Origin of the sequence: Brevibacterium sp. VCM10 (genome assembly GCF_000583215.1) — a bacterium.
In the GTDB taxonomy this organism is placed as follows: Bacteria; Actinomycetota; Actinomycetes; order Actinomycetales; family Brevibacteriaceae; genus Brevibacterium; species Brevibacterium linens.
The window spans coordinates 1-15412 of sequence record NZ_JAJB01000036.1 but is presented as its reverse complement, the minus strand read 5'-3'; the positions used below and the strand labels follow the sequence as shown (position 1 = coordinate 15412).

The 15412-nt window shown below is 65.4% G+C and carries 15 protein-coding genes; 7 read left to right on the top strand and 8 right to left on the bottom strand.

What is annotated here, in order from left to right; genetic code table 11:
- Positions 1-71: 71 nt before the first annotated feature.
- Both rlmB and cysS read right to left on the bottom strand, forming a co-directional pair.
- The gene (gene rlmB, locus AD89_RS0111625) at positions 72-1010 is read right to left on the bottom strand and encodes a 23S rRNA (guanosine(2251)-2'-O)-methyltransferase RlmB (RefSeq protein ID WP_025779052.1); all 939 of its coding nucleotides are present in this window, start codon (positions 1008-1010) and stop codon (positions 72-74) included.
- Between the two features lie 61 nt (positions 1011-1071).
- Positions 1072-2523: a cysteine--tRNA ligase gene (gene cysS, locus AD89_RS0111620; RefSeq protein WP_025779050.1), complete on the bottom strand. Its 1452-nt coding sequence runs from the start codon at positions 2521-2523 to the stop codon at positions 1072-1074.
- 248 nt (positions 2524-2771) lie between these two features.
- On the opposite strand from cysS, the gene AD89_RS0111615 reads away from it, so the two are divergent.
- From AD89_RS0111615 to AD89_RS0111595, 5 genes are all read left to right on the top strand, one after another.
- Complete coding sequence (locus tag AD89_RS0111615; protein ID WP_035320603.1) at positions 2772-4331, top strand: sodium-dependent transporter; 1560 nt, start codon at positions 2772-2774, stop codon at positions 4329-4331.
- 1 nt (position 4332) lies between these two features.
- The gene (locus tag AD89_RS19710) at positions 4333-4446 is read left to right on the top strand and encodes a methionine/alanine import family NSS transporter small subunit (protein ID WP_081770452.1); all 114 of its coding nucleotides are present in this window, start codon (positions 4333-4335) and stop codon (positions 4444-4446) included.
- A gap of 328 nt (positions 4447-4774) precedes the next feature.
- Positions 4775-5866 (top strand): S-(hydroxymethyl)mycothiol dehydrogenase, encoded by a 1092-nt coding sequence (locus AD89_RS0111605; RefSeq protein ID WP_025779046.1) that lies wholly within the window; start codon positions 4775-4777, stop codon positions 5864-5866.
- The gene (locus tag AD89_RS0111600) at positions 5866-6537 is read left to right on the top strand and encodes an MBL fold metallo-hydrolase (RefSeq protein ID WP_025779044.1); all 672 of its coding nucleotides are present in this window, start codon (positions 5866-5868) and stop codon (positions 6535-6537) included. Before AD89_RS0111605 ends, AD89_RS0111600 begins: the two co-directional genes overlap by 1 nt.
- Positions 6538-6667: 130 nt before the next feature.
- On the top strand, positions 6668-8086 hold the full coding sequence (locus AD89_RS0111595; protein WP_025779043.1) for an amino acid permease: 1419 nt from the start codon (positions 6668-6670) through the stop codon (positions 8084-8086).
- 120 nt (positions 8087-8206) lie between these two features.
- On the opposite strand, the gene AD89_RS0111590 is transcribed toward AD89_RS0111595, so the two are convergent.
- The 4 genes from AD89_RS0111590 to AD89_RS0111575 all read right to left on the bottom strand — a co-directional run bounded on the left by AD89_RS0111590 (position 8207) and on the right by AD89_RS0111575 (position 11231).
- Positions 8207-9337 carry a hypothetical protein gene (locus AD89_RS0111590; RefSeq protein ID WP_025779041.1) on the bottom strand — a complete coding sequence of 377 codons (1131 nt, stop codon included), beginning with the start codon at positions 9335-9337 and terminating at the stop codon, positions 8207-8209.
- A 72-nt stretch (positions 9338-9409) separates the two neighbouring features.
- Entirely contained in the window at positions 9410-9895 is a 486-nt protein-coding gene (ispF, locus tag AD89_RS0111585) for a 2-C-methyl-D-erythritol 2,4-cyclodiphosphate synthase (RefSeq protein ID WP_025779039.1), read from the bottom strand.
- A complete protein-coding gene (locus AD89_RS0111580) occupies positions 9892-10707 on the bottom strand; it encodes an IspD/TarI family cytidylyltransferase (protein WP_025779036.1) in 816 nt (271 codons plus the stop codon). The genes ispF and AD89_RS0111580 overlap by 4 nt, the downstream gene beginning before the upstream one ends.
- 41 nt (positions 10708-10748) lie before the next feature.
- On the bottom strand, positions 10749-11231 hold the full coding sequence (locus AD89_RS0111575) for a CarD family transcriptional regulator (protein ID WP_025779034.1): 483 nt from the start codon (positions 11229-11231) through the stop codon (positions 10749-10751).
- A gap of 352 nt (positions 11232-11583) precedes the next feature.
- Here AD89_RS0111575 and AD89_RS0111570 point away from each other — a divergent pair, with 352 nt between their 5' ends.
- A complete protein-coding gene (locus tag AD89_RS0111570; RefSeq protein WP_025779033.1) occupies positions 11584-12147 on the top strand; it encodes a hypothetical protein in 564 nt (187 codons plus the stop codon).
- Between the two features lie 180 nt (positions 12148-12327).
- On the opposite strand, the gene AD89_RS0111565 is transcribed toward AD89_RS0111570, so the two are convergent.
- Positions 12328-13011, bottom strand: a complete 684-nt coding sequence (locus AD89_RS0111565) for a response regulator transcription factor (RefSeq protein WP_025779031.1) — start codon at positions 13009-13011, stop codon at positions 12328-12330.
- Positions 13008-14420 (bottom strand): sensor histidine kinase, encoded by a 1413-nt coding sequence (locus AD89_RS18530; protein ID WP_025779028.1) that lies wholly within the window; start codon positions 14418-14420, stop codon positions 13008-13010. The genes AD89_RS0111565 and AD89_RS18530 overlap by 4 nt, the downstream gene beginning before the upstream one ends.
- A 267-nt stretch (positions 14421-14687) precedes the next feature.
- Between AD89_RS18530 and phoU the strand changes: the two genes are divergently transcribed.
- Positions 14688-15350 (top strand): phosphate signaling complex protein PhoU, encoded by a 663-nt coding sequence (gene phoU, locus AD89_RS0111555; RefSeq protein ID WP_025779026.1) that lies wholly within the window; start codon positions 14688-14690, stop codon positions 15348-15350.
- Positions 15351-15412: the final 62 nt, after the last annotated feature.

The following is a 15412-nucleotide window of genomic DNA, read 5'->3' as shown; positions in this document are numbered from 1 at the left end:
TGCTACCTGACGGCGGCCCAGCTACCTCGCGCGAGGTTGCTGGGCCGCCGTCAGGTAGCAATTGGGGGTTTTCAGTGGCGGCGGGCTCGTGCCACCTCGTAGAGGGAGACCGCTGCGGCGATGCCGGCGTTGAGCGACTCGGTGGTCGCCGCGATCGGGATCGACACGATCTGGTCGCACTTCTCCGAGATCAGCCGCGACAGACCCTTGCCTTCGGAACCGACGACGATGCACAGCGGGTCGCGGGTGAAGGTCAGTTCGGGCAGCTCGACGTCACCGTCCATGTCGAGGCCGACGACGAAGACATTCTGTTTCTTCAGCTCATCGATCGCCCTGGCCAGGTTGACCACCTGTGCCACGCGGATGCGCGAGGCGGCACCGGCGGAAGTCTTCCACGCCGCGGCGGTCATCGAGGCGGCGCGACGCTCCGGGATGATCACACCGTGACCACCGAAGGCCGCCGTCGACCGGACGATGGCACCGAGGTTGCGCGGATCGGTGATCCCGTCGAGGGCCACGAGCAGCGGAGTCTCGGCTCGTTCGGCCGCGAATTCGAGCAGGTCGGCGGGGTCGGCATAGTCGTACGGCGGAACCTGCAGGGCGATGCCCTGGTGGATCGCGTCGTCGGTGAGCCGGTCGAGGTCGGGCTTGCTCGCTTCGAGCATCGAGATTCCGCGCTGCGTCGCCAGAGTGATGGATTCGCGCACCCGATCGTCGGAGTCGATGCGACCGGAGACGTACATCGCGGTGGCCGGAACACCTTCGCGCAGAGCCTCGAGGACCGAATTGCGCCCGGCGACCATATTCGGTCCGAGCTCCTTCTTCTTCCGCTTCGCCTGCGCCGAGGCGTTCGAGCTCTTTCGCTGCTGCGCGGCCTTGTGCGCCTTGTGATAGACGCGGTCCTCGGCCTTCGGCGTCGGCCCCTTGCCGCGCAGGCCGCGCCTGTTCTTGCCGCCCGATCCCTTGGTCGGGCCCTTCTTCGATCCGCCGGAGCGGGGATTGGAAGCCATGTATTTCCTATCGGATGCGTTGGGGTCGCGAGCTCATGCCCGTGACCGAAATTCGTCGACCTCAGCCCTCGCCGAGGTGGTAGCGGTACCCGTCGGCCGTGTCCTCGATGATGACGCCGGCCGCGGCCAGTTCGTCACGCAGGGCGTCGGCGGTGGCGAAGTCCTTCTCCGCTTTCGCCTCGGCCCGCCGTGCGGCCAAGGTGGCCACGAGGGAGTCGAGCGCGGACTCCGCCTTGGCATCGGTCGCCGATCCGGCCCAGACAGCGGCGCTGGGATTGACTCCGAGGATGTCGAGCATGAGCTCCACCTCGGCGACGATTCGCGTCAGCTCCGCTCGGTCGCTGCCGGAGTTGAGGAGCTTCGCTCCCTCGCTCACGGAGGCGAAGACGACCGACAGCGCCCGCGGCACACCGAGGTCGTCGTCGAGGGCGGCGGCGAATTCGGCAGGTACGTCGACGCTGCGTGAAGCGTAGGAGTCGCTGACGTCCGGCAGCGCCGGCGCGTCCGCCCCGAGTGCCTGGCGGGCGCGCTGGAGGAAGTTCTGGAGCCGCTCGAGCGAGGCCGCAGAGCGTTCCATCGCCTCGTTCGAGAAGTCGAGGATCGACCGGTAGCTGGCGCCGGTGAGGAAGTAGCGCACGGCCAGCGGGCTGAACGTGTCGAACAGGTCGGAGGCGAAGACAGAGTTGCCCAGAGACTTCGACATCTTGTGCCCGCCCACATTGAGCAGGCCGGAGTGCATCCAGATGTTCGCGAACTGGTCGCCGGCCGCTCGGGACTGGGCGAGCTCGTTCTCGTGGTGCGGGAACCGCAGGTCGAGGCCGCCGCCGTGGATGTCGAAGTTCGACCCCAGGTACTTCGTCGACATGGCCGAGCACTCGATGTGCCAGCCCGGGCGGCCCCGTCCCCACGGCGACGGCCACGAGGCGGTGATCGGCTCGGAGTCCTTGTGCGACTTCCACAGCGCGAAGTCCCTGGCGTCCTTCTTCCCGCGCAGCTCGGCCCCTTCGGACAGTTCCATGTCCTCGAGCTTCTGGTTCGTCAGTGCCCCGTATTCGCTCCACGAGGCGGCGTCGAAGTAGACATCGGCGCTGCCGTCGAGCGCGGGGTAGGCATGGCCGGCCTCGATGAGGCGGGAGATGAGTTCGATCATCTCGGTGATGTGCCCCGTCGCGCGCGGTTCGCTGCTCGGCGGCAGCACATCGAGCGCATCGTAGGCGGCGGTGAAGGCGCGTTCGTACTTATACGCGTGAGCGAACCATTCCCGCCCCTCCTCGACGGACTTCGACAGGATCTTGTCGTCGATGTCGGTGACGTTGCGGATCATGGTCACCCGGTAGCCGCTGTAGAGCAGCCAGCGGCGCAGAGTGTCGAACACCGACGCCGAGCGCAGGTGGCCGATATGCGGTTCGCCCTGCACCGTGGCGCCACAGACGTAGATACCGACCTGACCGTCGTTGACGGGACGCAGTTCTTCGGTCGTGCGGCTGGCGGTGTTGTAGAGCGAGATAGTCACGCCCCCAAGTCTACCGGGCATGGCAGATTTCCCGGTTTCCCATTATTCGATACACGACTGTTATGCGCATCACGTGACGACGGGCACATTGCCCAGCGTTTTCACAGTAAACTGGAGCCAAGCATTGAAGCCGCAGCAGAGATCATTTCTCACATCACGGACTTCACATCGGACCACCGGTCTCACAGACGAAACTTCGGTGGCCACACTCGGTCGCGATGATCCGCGACCAGTCAAGAAAGGACATCATGTCACCCACGTCATCACCCCGGAGGGAGGTCTTCGTCTCCCGTGGCGCGTTCATCTTCGCGGCCATCGGTTCGGCGGTCGGCCTCGGCAACATCTGGCGCTTCCCGTATGTCACCTACGAGAACGGCGGCGGCGCCTTCCTCATCCCCTACCTCGTCGCTCTGCTGACTGCAGGCATCCCGCTGCTGTTCTTCTACTACGCCATGGGCCACAGGTCTCGCGGATCGGCTCCGCTGGCCTACCGGATGACTCACCGAGCCGCCGAGCCCATCGGCTGGTTCGCCACCGGAATCGCGATCATCATCGGCATCTACTACGCCGCCATCATCGGCTGGGCTGGCTCCTATATGTTCTTCTCGCTGAGCGAGGCCTGGGGCGATGACGCGGAGGGCTTCCTCTTCGGCGAGTACCTCAAGCTCGCAGACCCCGGAATCTCCTTCGAATTCGTTCCCGGCGTGCTCATCCCGCTCATCATCGTGTGGGCCATCGTCCTCGGCATCCTCCTGCTCGGTGTGCAGAACGGCATCGCACGGTTCTCGAAGATCTTCATCCCGCTGCTCATCGTCCTCTTCCTCGCCCTCGTCGTCCGGTCGCTGTTCCTTCCCGGCGCTGCGGAGGGACTGAATGCACTGTTCACTCCCGACTTCTCGGCACTGACAGATCACAAGGTGTGGATCGCGGCGTACGGTCAGATCTTCTTCTCTCTGTCCATCGCCTTCGGCATCATGATCACCTATGCCTCCTACCTGAAGAAGAAGACGAACCTCACCGGCTCCGGTCTCGTCGTCGGCTTCTCGAACTCGGCGTTCGAGATCCTCGCCGGCATCGGAATCTTCGCGGCCCTCGGGTTCATGGCCTCTGCGCAGGGCGTCGAGGTCTCCGAGGTGGCATCGTCGGGCATCGGCCTGGCCTTCGTCGGCTTCCCGACGCTGATCTCCCAGATGCCCGGTGGGGCGATCTTCGGATTCGTCTTCTTCGCCTGCCTCGTCTTCGCCGGTCTGACCTCGCTGATCTCGATCGTGCAGGTGCCGATCCAGGCTCTGCGGGACAAGTTCCGTCTCAGCAACAAGACCTCGACGGCGACCGTCGGCGGAGCGATGGCGATCGTCTCGCTGGTGCTCATGCCCACGGTGACCGGACTCTACGCGCTCGACACCATGGATGCCTGGGCGAACAACATCGGCATCGTCGGCTCGGCCGTCCTCGCGATCGTCGTCGTCGCGTGGCTGCTGGGCAAGCTGCCGGTGTTCAAGCGTCACCTCAACGCAGTCTCGAGCTTCAAGCTCGGGTGGACCTGGATGGCCCTCATCTCGATCACCGGTGTGGTGCTCGCCTACATGCTCGTCACACAGATCATCACCTACGCCACCGACGGCTACGAGGACTACCCGGCCGTCATCATCGGCACCTACGGCTGGGGCATGATCGCTCTGCTCGTCGTCGCCTCCATCGTCCTCACACTGGTCAGATGGCCGAAGAAGACGATCGACGACATGAACGAGGCGATCGCCGACTCCGTAGCCGAAGAGAACCTCCGCAACGAGACCAAGGGAGTCTGACATGGGCACTTCAGCAATCGTCATGATGGTCATCGCGATGGTCACCGTCTGGGGCGGCCTGGGAGCCGCAATGCTGCACCTGCGCAAGCATCCCGACGAGGACGTCGCCGACTGACGGTCCGGGTGACACCGCCCCCTGATCACGGGCTGAACCCGGCCCCGTTCACGACCGGCTGAGTCGGATCCGCAGCGCCGCCTCGGCGACGTGGATCGGCTCACCCCCGCCGAGGCGGTCCGATGCAATGCAAGCATCGGGCCGCCTTCGCCTATCCACCCTCACCCCACCCAGGTCGAACGCATCGTCTCACTCCTGAATCACCCACTGGTCGCAGACGTCCGGCCTGGTTAGGGTGGGGGTGTGAGCACCCCTGCCGGGGTGCAACAGTTCCACTTCGGGTTCCGTATCCGCGGACACCCGCTGCCGAAGACACAAAGGAGACGCAATGCCACAGACAGTCAAGGGCGTCATCTCCCGCAGCAAGGGAGCCCCAGTCGAACTCACCGACATCGTCATCCCGGATCCGGGCCCAGGCGAGGTCGTCGTCGATGTGAAGTCGTGCGGCGTCTGCCACACGGACTTCCACTACCGCGAAGGCGGAATCAGCGACGACTACCCGTTCCTGCTCGGCCACGAGTCCGCCGGGGTCGTCTCCGAAGTCGGCGATGGGGTCACCGAGGTCGAGGTCGGCGATTTCGTCATCCTCAACTGGCGCGCCATCTGCGGAGACTGCCGTGCCTGCAAGCGCGGCGAACCCTGGTACTGCTTCGACACCCACAATGCTTCGCAGAAGATGACCCTGCCCGACGGCACCGAGCTCGAGGCCGCACTGGGCATCGGCTCGTTCGCCGAGAAGACGCTCGTCGCCGCCGGACAGTGCACGAAGGTCCCCGAGGCGGACCCGGCGGTCGTGGGTCTGCTCGGCTGCGGAATGATGGCCGGAATCGGCGCTGCCATCAACACCGGTGAGGTCACCCGCGGCAAGTCCGTGGCCGTGATCGGCGCCGGCGGTGTCGGCTGCGCGGCGATCGCCGGTTCGGCTCTGGCCGGGGCGAACACGATCATCGCCCTCGACATCGATGAGAAGAAGCTCGAGTGGGCGAAGGATCTCGGCGCCACCGACACCGTGGATACGAAGGGCATGAGCGAGGACGAGGTCGTCGCCGCGATCCAGGAGCGCACCGGAGGCTTCGGCGCCGATGTCGTCATCGACGCCGTCGGGCTCCCCGCCACCTGGCGGCAGGCCTTCTACGGCCGCGACCTCGCCGGCACCGTCGTGCTCGTCGGCGTGCCGACCCCGGAGATGGAGCTCACCGTTCCGCTGCTCGATGTGTTCGGCCGCGGCGGCAAGCTCAAGTCCTCGTGGTACGGCGACTGCCTGCCCGACCGCGACTTCCCGATGCTCGTCGACCTCTACCAGCAGGGACGTTTCCCGCTCGAGAAGTTCGTGTCCGAACGCATCGGCATCGGCGATGTCGAATCCGCGTTCGAGAAGATGGGCAAGGGAGAAGTCCTGCGATCGGTGGTGGAACTGTAATGACAGCTATTGAGCATCTCGTCACGTCGGGTACGTTCTCCCTGGATGGGGAGACGCACAACGTCGACAACAATGTGTGGATCATCGGTGATGATTCCGAGGTCATCGTCATCGACCCGGCCCATGATGTCGATGCGATCGCCGAGGCGGTCGGATCCAGAGAGGTCAAGGCCGTTCTGCTCACGCACGGTCACGACGATCACGTGCGCGTCGTCCGCGACTTCGCCCAGCGGGTGGGCAACCCCACCGTGTACCTCAATCCCGATGACTATGTGCTGTGGGACATGACCTTCGAGAACTACCGTCCCGACGGACAGATCGCCCACGGCGACACCTGGACCGTCGGCGGAATCAAACTCAAGGCTCTGCACACCCCCGGCCACTCCCCCGGTTCGACGTGCTTCTTCGTCGAGACCGGTCTGCCGGCTCCGGCATCGGCGGGCGCCGGTCGGGCGGTCGGTCCGGTGCTGTTCTCCGGAGACACTCTGTTCAAAGGCGGCCCCGGGGCCACGGGGCGTTCGCATTCGAGCTTCGAGACGATCATCGAATCGATCCGGGACGTGCTCTTCCGCCTGCCCGAGGCGACCGTCGTGCTCACCGGGCACGGTGACTCGACGTCGATCGGCGCCGAGAGCCCGGCCCTTGAGGATTGGATCAAGCGCGGCCACTGATCTGGCGCGCCGCAGCCCAAGCGCTGAGTCGCAGCTGTGCGCGCAATACACCTCGCAGACGCGGGTCGCGACCCCTCCGGGTCCGCGACCCGCGTCTGAGCTCTCCGGCCCCGACGGATAGACTTCTCGGGTGCCTGAATCACAGTCTTCGCAGCCCGCCGAGTCCGCGTCCGCTTCGGTGCCGTCCACCAGCGACATCGCCGCCACGTCCAACGGCCTCAAGGTGGGGATGAAACCCCGCCACCTGGTGATGATGAGCCTCGGCTCGGCGATCGGCGCAGGTCTCTTCGTCGGCTCCGGCGCCGGCGTGCAGGCTGCCGGCCCTGCCGTGCTCATCTCCTACATCGTTGCGGGCCTCGTCGTCATCTTCGTCATGCGGGCGCTGGGCGAACTCGTCGCCGCCGACCCGAATCCGGGTGCGTTCTCGCACTATGCGGGCAAGGCCATGGGCCCGGCCGCGGCCTTCGCCGTCGGTGCACTGTGGTGGGTGCAGCTGTGCCTGGTCGTCGCCGCCGAGGCCACCGCCGCCGCGCAGATCGCGGCCTCCTATATTCCGGCCGTCCCCCAGTGGGTCATCGCCTTGGCGATCATGCTCGTCTTCACGGCGATCAACCTCACCACGTCCGGCAGCTTCGGTGAGTTCGAGTTCTGGTTCTCTCTCATCAAGGTCGCCTTCGTCGTCCTCTTCGTCGTCCTCGGCGCCGCATACCTGTTCGGGTGGACCCCTGCCGAGCCGCCCGCGCAGATCTTCGCCGACGGGTTCATGCCCACCGGCATCTCCGGCATCGCCGCCGGTCTGCTCGTCGTCGCCTTCGCCTTCGGCGGCATCGAGATCGTCGCTGTCGCCGCGGCCGAGACCGCGAACCCCGAACGCAGCGTCTCGCAGGCGATCAAGACGATCGTGTGGCGCATCCTGTTCCTCTACATCGGTTCCGTGGCGATCATCGTCCTCGTCCTGCCGTGGACGGACGACCGTTTGGCCGAGTCCCCGTTCGTGGCCGTCCTCGAGTCTGCAGGACTGCCGTTCATCGCCTCGCTGCTGGCCGCGGTCATCGTCATCGCGCTGCTGTCGTCGATGAACGCGAACATCTACGGAGCGTCCCGGATGTCGTTCTCGATGTCACAGCGGTCCATGCTTCCCCGCGGGCTCGGCCGCACCAATCGCCGCGGCGTGCCCGTGCCTGCGGTGCTGGCCACCTCGGCGTTCGGTTTCGTCGCCGTCGCACTCAACTACTTCTGGGCGGCCGAGGTCCTCGGGGTCCTGCTCAACATCGTCGGCTCGACGCTCATCGTCACCTGGGTCGTGACGCTCGTCTCGCAGATCGTCCTGCGTCGTCGCGCCGAGGCGGCCGGCCGGTCCCTGCCCCTGCGCATGTGGGGCTTCCCGTGGCTGTCGTATGTCACCTTGGCCGGCATCGCCGTGATCATCGGGCTCGGCCTGACCGTCGAATCCGTGCGCTTCCAGATCGTCGGCACGCTCATCTTCGTCGTCGCGCTCTACCTCGTCGGCCTCGTCGTTACGAAGCGCCACCCGGACGCGAAGGTCTGAGACCGCCCATCACCTCCGCCGAGGCGGCTGTCGGCTTCCGTACCCGGACCGCGGCAGTCCCCCGCGGCCGGTGTTCAGTCGCAGCCTTCGTCCGATCCAGGCATCTGAACTCGTCGAGCCTCAATCGTCGAGTGGGTCCAATGCGGCGATGAGCTCCCGCAGGGCGTGAGCCGAATCTGCCGCTCCCGCCCAGTCGGCGAGCATGTCCCTCGTCTGGCCCACGTGCCGGTTGAAGTGTCGGCCCGCATAGCTCGTCACGTCGATCGGCACGATCCTCTCCAAGGCTTCGAGCACGACGTGTGCGGCGGTGCCGAAAACGGGAACCGGCACCCCGAGGCGGCTTCGCACGGCCTCGGCCGCGGCATCAGAGGGTCGGTCGAGATGTGATTTCAGTGCGGCCCAGTCGCCGTCGCGGACGCTGAGTTCGGCGACGAAGGGAATGAACACCGTCGGCGGCAGCAGCACGGCCTCCATCGGCACCGGCAGTACGAGTCGGCCCAGCCCGCGAACAAGCGAACGCACCGCGCCCCTCGGCCCCGCGACGAGGAAACGCGGTGCGCCGGCCGGTGCCCAGAACCTCACTTCGTGCCCGGGTTCGGCTCTTCTGCCGAGCTCTCCGTCGCGCCCGTTGGCTGTGCGCACGCCCCTGTCGATCTCCCCGGCCCGACTGCCGGCTGTGCGCAGACCGCTGTCGGCCTCCCAGACCCGGTTGCCGGCTGTGCGCACACCGTCAGCCGGCGCACCCGGGTCCAGTCGTTCGGACAGGAACGCGGGTGCGACAATGACGGCTTGGGCACCGGGGAAAACGGCCTGTGCTCGTTCGAGGTCTCCTTCGACCTGGCTCGTCGTCGCAATGAACGCGGGTGAGATCTCCCGAATCGCCGAGACCACCTCAGCGTCGAGTTCACCCGGGCGAGTCGTGAGGACGATGAGGTCCCAGATTCCATCAGCGGCAGCAGCAGTCCAGTCTGTGATCGTCACCCGCCGGGTCGCGGCCACGCGGGTCACCGACCAGCCATCGCTCGAACTCGCTCGTCTGCCATCGGCTCGCCCGCGTCCTCCCGCACAGATGCTGTGTCGGGAGCCCACCTGGCCGGAATCGGTCGGATCGGCGATGCTCACGCGTCGCGGAAAGGCCGACCGCCCGTCGTCGCCGGGCGAGCGGGAGACAACGGCGACCTCGTGAGCGTCGGTGAAGAGCGCGGCTCCGGCGAGGCCGATGGCACCGGCTCCCTGGAAGAGGACTCTCAATGCTGGCTCTCCTCATTCAGCTTTCGTGGCGCGGTTCGAATGAATCGGGTCGAATGGATAGGGTCGGGCAGATCAGCGAGGGTGGATCAGCGCGGTGGCGATGGCCGCGACTCCTTCGCCGCGGCCGGTCAGCCCGAGGCCGTCCGAGGTGGTGCCCGATACCGATACCGGTGCGCCTGCTGCCGCCGACAGTGCCTGCTGGGCTTCTGTACGACGCGTGCCGATCTTCGGCCGGTTGCCGATCACTTGAACGGAGATGTTTCCGATCTCGAAGCCTGCCTCGCGGACGATGCGGGCCGCCTCGGCAAGCAGCGCCGAACCCGAGGCACCGGCGAATTCCGGGCGGTCGACGCCGAAGTGCTCACCGAGGTCGCCGAGCCCGGCGGCGGAGAACAAGGCGTCGCAGCACGCGTGGGCGGCCACGTCGGAGTCCGAGTGTCCTTCGAGTCCGGTCTCGTCCGGCCACAGCAGTCCCGCAATCCACAGCCCGCGTGCGGGATCGGCCGAGAAGGCGTGCACGTCGACACCGGTGCCGATACGGGGAATGATCTGATTCATCGTGGCTCCTTCGCCGAATCCAACGTATCTGCTCCAGGGACTGCAGCTCCGTCACGCATTCGGGCGAGCTGTTCCGCAAGGACGAGGTCGAGCGGATAGGTGATCTTCAGCGCCTCGTCGTCACCGTCGACGGCGACGATGTCGACACCTAGGCGTTCGACCAGCCCAGCGTCGTCCGTCGGAAGCGCTCGACCCGACGGGCCGGCCCAGTCGGCTGCAATCGTGGCATAGGCCCGCCGGAGCACCTCGGCGCGAAATCCTTGAGGCGTCTGGACTCGTCGCAGCTCGGCCCGATCGAAGTCTCCTCGCACCACTTCACGCGCGCCAGAGCCCTCAGCCCTCGCAATCCCTTCGGGTACGCCATTCGCGTCCGAGCCTGTACCTCCGCTCGGATTCGCGCCGTCGGTCTCGTGCGAAACGACTCGCCGCACGGTATCGATCATCGGCAGGACAGGGATGACCGCCTCGGCGCCGGATCGCAGCGCGGCAACGACTCGGGCGAACACATCGGGCGGGGTCAGGCACCTCGCCGCATCATGGACGAGAACGTAGTCCGCGACACGCTTAAGTTTCAAGGCCGTTTGCACTGAGGAAATGCGATCCTCTCCTCCTGCTACGGCTGTAATTGAAGTTTCGCATTTCTTTTCTGCTGCCACTTCGGCGATTTCTTCACGTGCGCGCATAAGAAACTCCTCGGGAGCGACCACCACGATTGTGGAGGCGACTCCCGAGGAGATGACCGTCTCAAGGCTGCGAGCCAGAACTGTCCGTCCATTCACATGGACGAAGGCCTTCGGCTCACTGCGGCCCAGACGAGATCCCGACCCTGCGGCCGGAATGATGACACAGGTGCTCAGGATGCGAGCACTTCGTCCAGCAGAGCTTCCGCCTCGGACTCTTCCTTCTTCTCGGCCAGTGCGAGTTCGGAGACGAGGATCTGGCGGGCCTTCGAGAGCATGCGCTTCTCACCGGTCGACAGGCCGCGGTCCTGCTCGCGACGCCACAGATCGCGGACGACCTCGGCAACCTTGATGACGTCACCGGACTGCAGCTTCTCAACATTGGCCTTGTACCGGCGGGACCAGTTAGCGGGTTCTTCGACGAATTCGGCACGCAGGACGTTGAAGACCTTCTCAACGCCTTCTTCACCGACGACGTCTCGCACACCGACCAGATCGCAGTTCTCTGCGGGGACCTCGATCACGAGATCGCCATGGGCGACCTGGAGCTTGAGATACAGCTTCTCCTCACCTTTGATGGCACGTTTCTTGATTTCTTGGATTGTCGCTGCACCGTGATGTGGATAGACAACAGTGTCGCCGACCTGGAAACTCATATTCTCTTCAAACCCCTTTCGCGGAATCCCAGTTTACCATGAGGCTCGCCACAGAAATCGTTCAGGGCAGCGATTCTTCATGCTAGGCTCCGCCCCTGACTCGCACTGCGATCGAGCCCATTGCCGCCTCTGTCAGCGAGAACATCGGGAGAGGACGCAGTGCCTTCATGCTCGAATGAGGACCTCGACCGACTGCGATGCGGGGGAGACTTCGCTCGCTCTTCACCGAATCTTCAGCCGCGACGCGCCCGGGCGCTGCAGAACCTCTGCGACTCCGACCGCCCGGTTCTACAGCGGGTCAAAAACCGGGTAGTATACAGACTGATCTTGTATTGCCACTTCAAGGAGCATAATGAAACGGCACAACCGCGCGGCTCTCGCCGTTGCCGCACTCGCTCTCGTTATCCCCGTCAGCGGATGTGCAAGCCTGCTGTCTCCCCATCAGACCGCCGAATACCACTACAACGGCGGCGATGGAGCCTCGGGTTCCGTCGGCGACGTCGAGGTCCGTGGGCTCATGCTCATCACGGACAAGGAAAGCTCCGGTCCGGCTCAGCTGTTCTTCACCCTCATCAACAAGGGTGACTCCACCGCCAAGGTGTCCATCGAGGTCGCAGACACCACGGTGAGCGAATCGGTCAAGGCCGGCGACACATTCGTCCAGGACCCGATGAGCCCCGAGACGTCGTCCAAGGAAGTCGTCACCGTCGACAGCCTCGAGGCGGAGCCCGGCGATCTCGTCGACATCACCGTCAAGAACGGCAGTGAGGAGAAGGTCATCGAGACTCAGCTTCTCACCGATGTCCTGCCGTACTACGACGAGTACGTGCCGTCGGATGCGCCGTCCGAGTCTCCGTCCGATATGCCCAGCGAGGACGCCGGCGCAGCAGAGGGAACCGCAGCGGCCAACGGCTGATCAGCACTCTCTGCACACACCACGCGAGAACACACACGGAGCCGCTCACATTCGTGAGCGGCTCCTTCTGTACTCATGTCCGACCGGCTGCACCCGGCCGGCTACTCCCCGCCTCACGATTCCGGCCAGCTGCTCCCGGCCTCGCCTGCACAGAAACTCAGGCTTGGCCGGTCGGTTTCCTCAGGCCTCGAACTTGTACCCGAGTCCGCGCACCGTGGTGAGCAGGCGAGGTTCCGAGGGGTTCTCCTCGATCTTCGCGCGCAGTCGTTTGACGTGGACGTCGAGCGTCTTCGTATCGCCCACGTAGTCCTCGCCCCAGATCCGGTCGATGAGCTGACCGCGGGTCATCACGCGGCCGGAGTTGCGCACGAGGATCTCGAGGAGCTCGAACTCCTTGAGCGGCATGGACTGCTCTTCACCGCGCACGGATACGACGTGGCGTTCGACGTCGATGCGCACTCCCCCGGCCTCGAGCACGGACTCGTCGTCGAACTCCTCGGTCTCGACATTGCGGCGCAGCACCGCCCGCACACGAGCCAGCAGCTCACGTGAGGAGTACGGCTTCGTCACATAGTCATCGGCGCCGAGCTCGAGCCCCACGACCTTGTCGATCTCCGAATCCTTGGCCGTGAGCATGATGATCGGCACATTGGATTTCGCCCGCAGTTCGCGGCACACCTCGGTGCCGGAGGCGCCGGGCAGCATGAGGTCGAGCAGGACCAGATCGGCGCCGGTGCGGTCGAACTCCGCCAGAGCCTTGAGCCCGTCATCGGCGACCGTCACCTCGTACCCTTCCTTACCGAGCAGGTACGACAGCGGGTCCGAGAACGAATCTTCGTCCTCGACAAGCAGAATACGAGTCACGTTGTGAGCTTCCTTTGTTCGCTTTCTTCGGTCAGATCCTTGGATGGGTCGGCGGTCGCCCCGCCGTCTCCATTGTCACCGGCGGGCTTGCCGTTGTCGTCGGCCGGGTCGTCCGCATCGGAGGCGGCGGTGCCGTGCCCAACGTCTTCCGCCGAGGCGGCACCGTTCCCGTCGTCGTCCGCCGAGGCGGTCCCGTCCTCCCCTGCCGACGTGACTCCGGTCGAATCTGCGGAGTGTTCGATGAGCACCCCGGCCGGTGCCGAATCGGTGGCGGCGGCTTCGGCTGCGGTCCCGGCCAGCGGGAGGACGATCGTGAACGTCGATCCCTTGTTCAGTCGGCTCCACACGCGCACTTCACCGCCATGGGTGGCGACGATGTGCTTGACGATGCTCAGGCCCAGCCCCGTGCCTCCGGTGATCCGGGAGCGAGCCGGGTCGACCCGGTAGAAGCGTTCGAAGACGCGCTCGGTGTCCTGAGCGGTCATGCCGATGCCCTGGTCGGTCACGGCGATCTCGATGCGCTCGTCGACGAGGTCGACTCCGACGCCGACCCGAGTGCCCTCCGGCGAGTAGTTCACGGCATTGTCGATGAGGTTGCGCACCGCATTGACGAGCAGTTCGTAGTTGCCTTCGATGAGCAGGTCGCTCGGCGGGGAGACCTCGATGTGGATGTTCTTGCCTTCCGCCCCGGTCCGGGCACGGTCAGCGGCATCGTCGACCACCTCGGCGACGGAGATCTTCTCGGTCGTCGCGGGAGCGGCGTGGTCCTGGACGCGGGAGAGGTCGATGATCTCCTGCACCAGCTGGGTCAGCCTCTTCGACTCCCGCTGCATTCTCCCGCCGAAGCGCTCGACTGCGGCGGGGTCGTCGGCGAAGTCGGTGACAGCCTCGGCGAGCAGAGCCATCGCACCGATCGGCGTCTTGAGTTCATGGGACACATTGGCGACGAAGTCGCGGCGGACGGCGTCGACGCGTTTGGATTCGGTCTGATCGTCGCAGAGGACGAGGACGAAGGAGGTGCCCAAGGGGGCGACGCGGGCGTGGAGGTAGCGAAGCACGGATTCGGAGTTCTCCCGTGTCTGCTCGAGGTCGATCTCTTCGATGAGACCGCGGGCGCGGACGCGGCCGACGACCCGCAGCATCTCGGGCGAAGCGAGCGAATGACCTCTGACCAGGCCGAACGTGTACGCGGCCGGGGAGGCTTTGACGACATCGTCACCGGCGTCGATGACGATGGCGGCCGATGGCAGGACGGCCAGCACTTCGGCGATGCCCTCGGGCAGGTCGTCCTCCGAATGCAGATCGGCAGCATCGCGGGAGCGTTCGCTGAATCGGAACGCAAGAATTCCCGCTATACCCAGGCCCAGGCCGACGACGCCGGTCAGGACCGCCACGACTAACAGATCCACAGTCTCAAGCTTAGGCGCTGTCCACCGCCCCGGCGCACCGAATTCACTTCTGCTGGCAGTATTTGCCGAGGAATTCACCTTCTCGTCTGGAGTCGTTCACTCGATCATGCGATGCTGACGTCTGTGTGCCTGCGTTCCCCGTCGTTCCTGCCCTCTGCTTTCCCCCGCTGAGGGTGCGGACCGGAACCGCGGGCACCCCTCAGGACGCCAAGCACCGCCGACAGTCACTCCCGATTGTCACGATCAAGAGTTAGGGAACCGCAGTTCATGCGCGAAGTCTTCAGAAACGAATTGGATGATCTGGCCACCCAGCTGGTCGGCATGTCCACCAAGGTCCTCGACGCCATCCGCCTGGCCAATCAGGCGCTGCATTCGAATGATCTCGAGCTGGCCGAGCAGGTCATCGAGGCCGACTCCGTCATCGACAACATGCAGTTCACCCTCGATCAGCAGGCCGCCGAGATGCTTGCCCTGCAGGCTCCGGTGGCTGCGGATCTGCGCGCCGTCATCGGCTCGCTGCGGATGTCGGCATCGCTCGAGCGCATGGGCGACCTCGCCCGTCACATCGCCCAGCAGGTGCGCATCCGCTATCCGGAGTCCGCGATCCCCGAAGGCTTCGAATCCGTGTTCTCGCGGATGGGCGAATCCGGTGACAAGATCGCCGAGGCGACGCAGAGCCTGCTCTCGAACCCCGGACTGACCGATGTGCCCACGATCAACGCCATCGACGAGGAGCTCGACGAACTCCACCTGAGCGTGTTCGGGAAGCTCGGCGAGGCTCCGGCCGGTTCGCTGGCTCCCCGCCATATCGCCGATGTCACCCTGCTCTCGCGCTACTACGAGCGTTTTGGTGATCACGCGGTGTCCGTGTCGCAGAAGGTCGAGTACCTGCTCACCGGCAACTGGGAGCCCTACCTGTCGAAGAAGTGAGGCCCGCGTCGCACGGACTCACGCACGCACGCGCAGACCGCGCAGACGGCGATCGCCGAGGT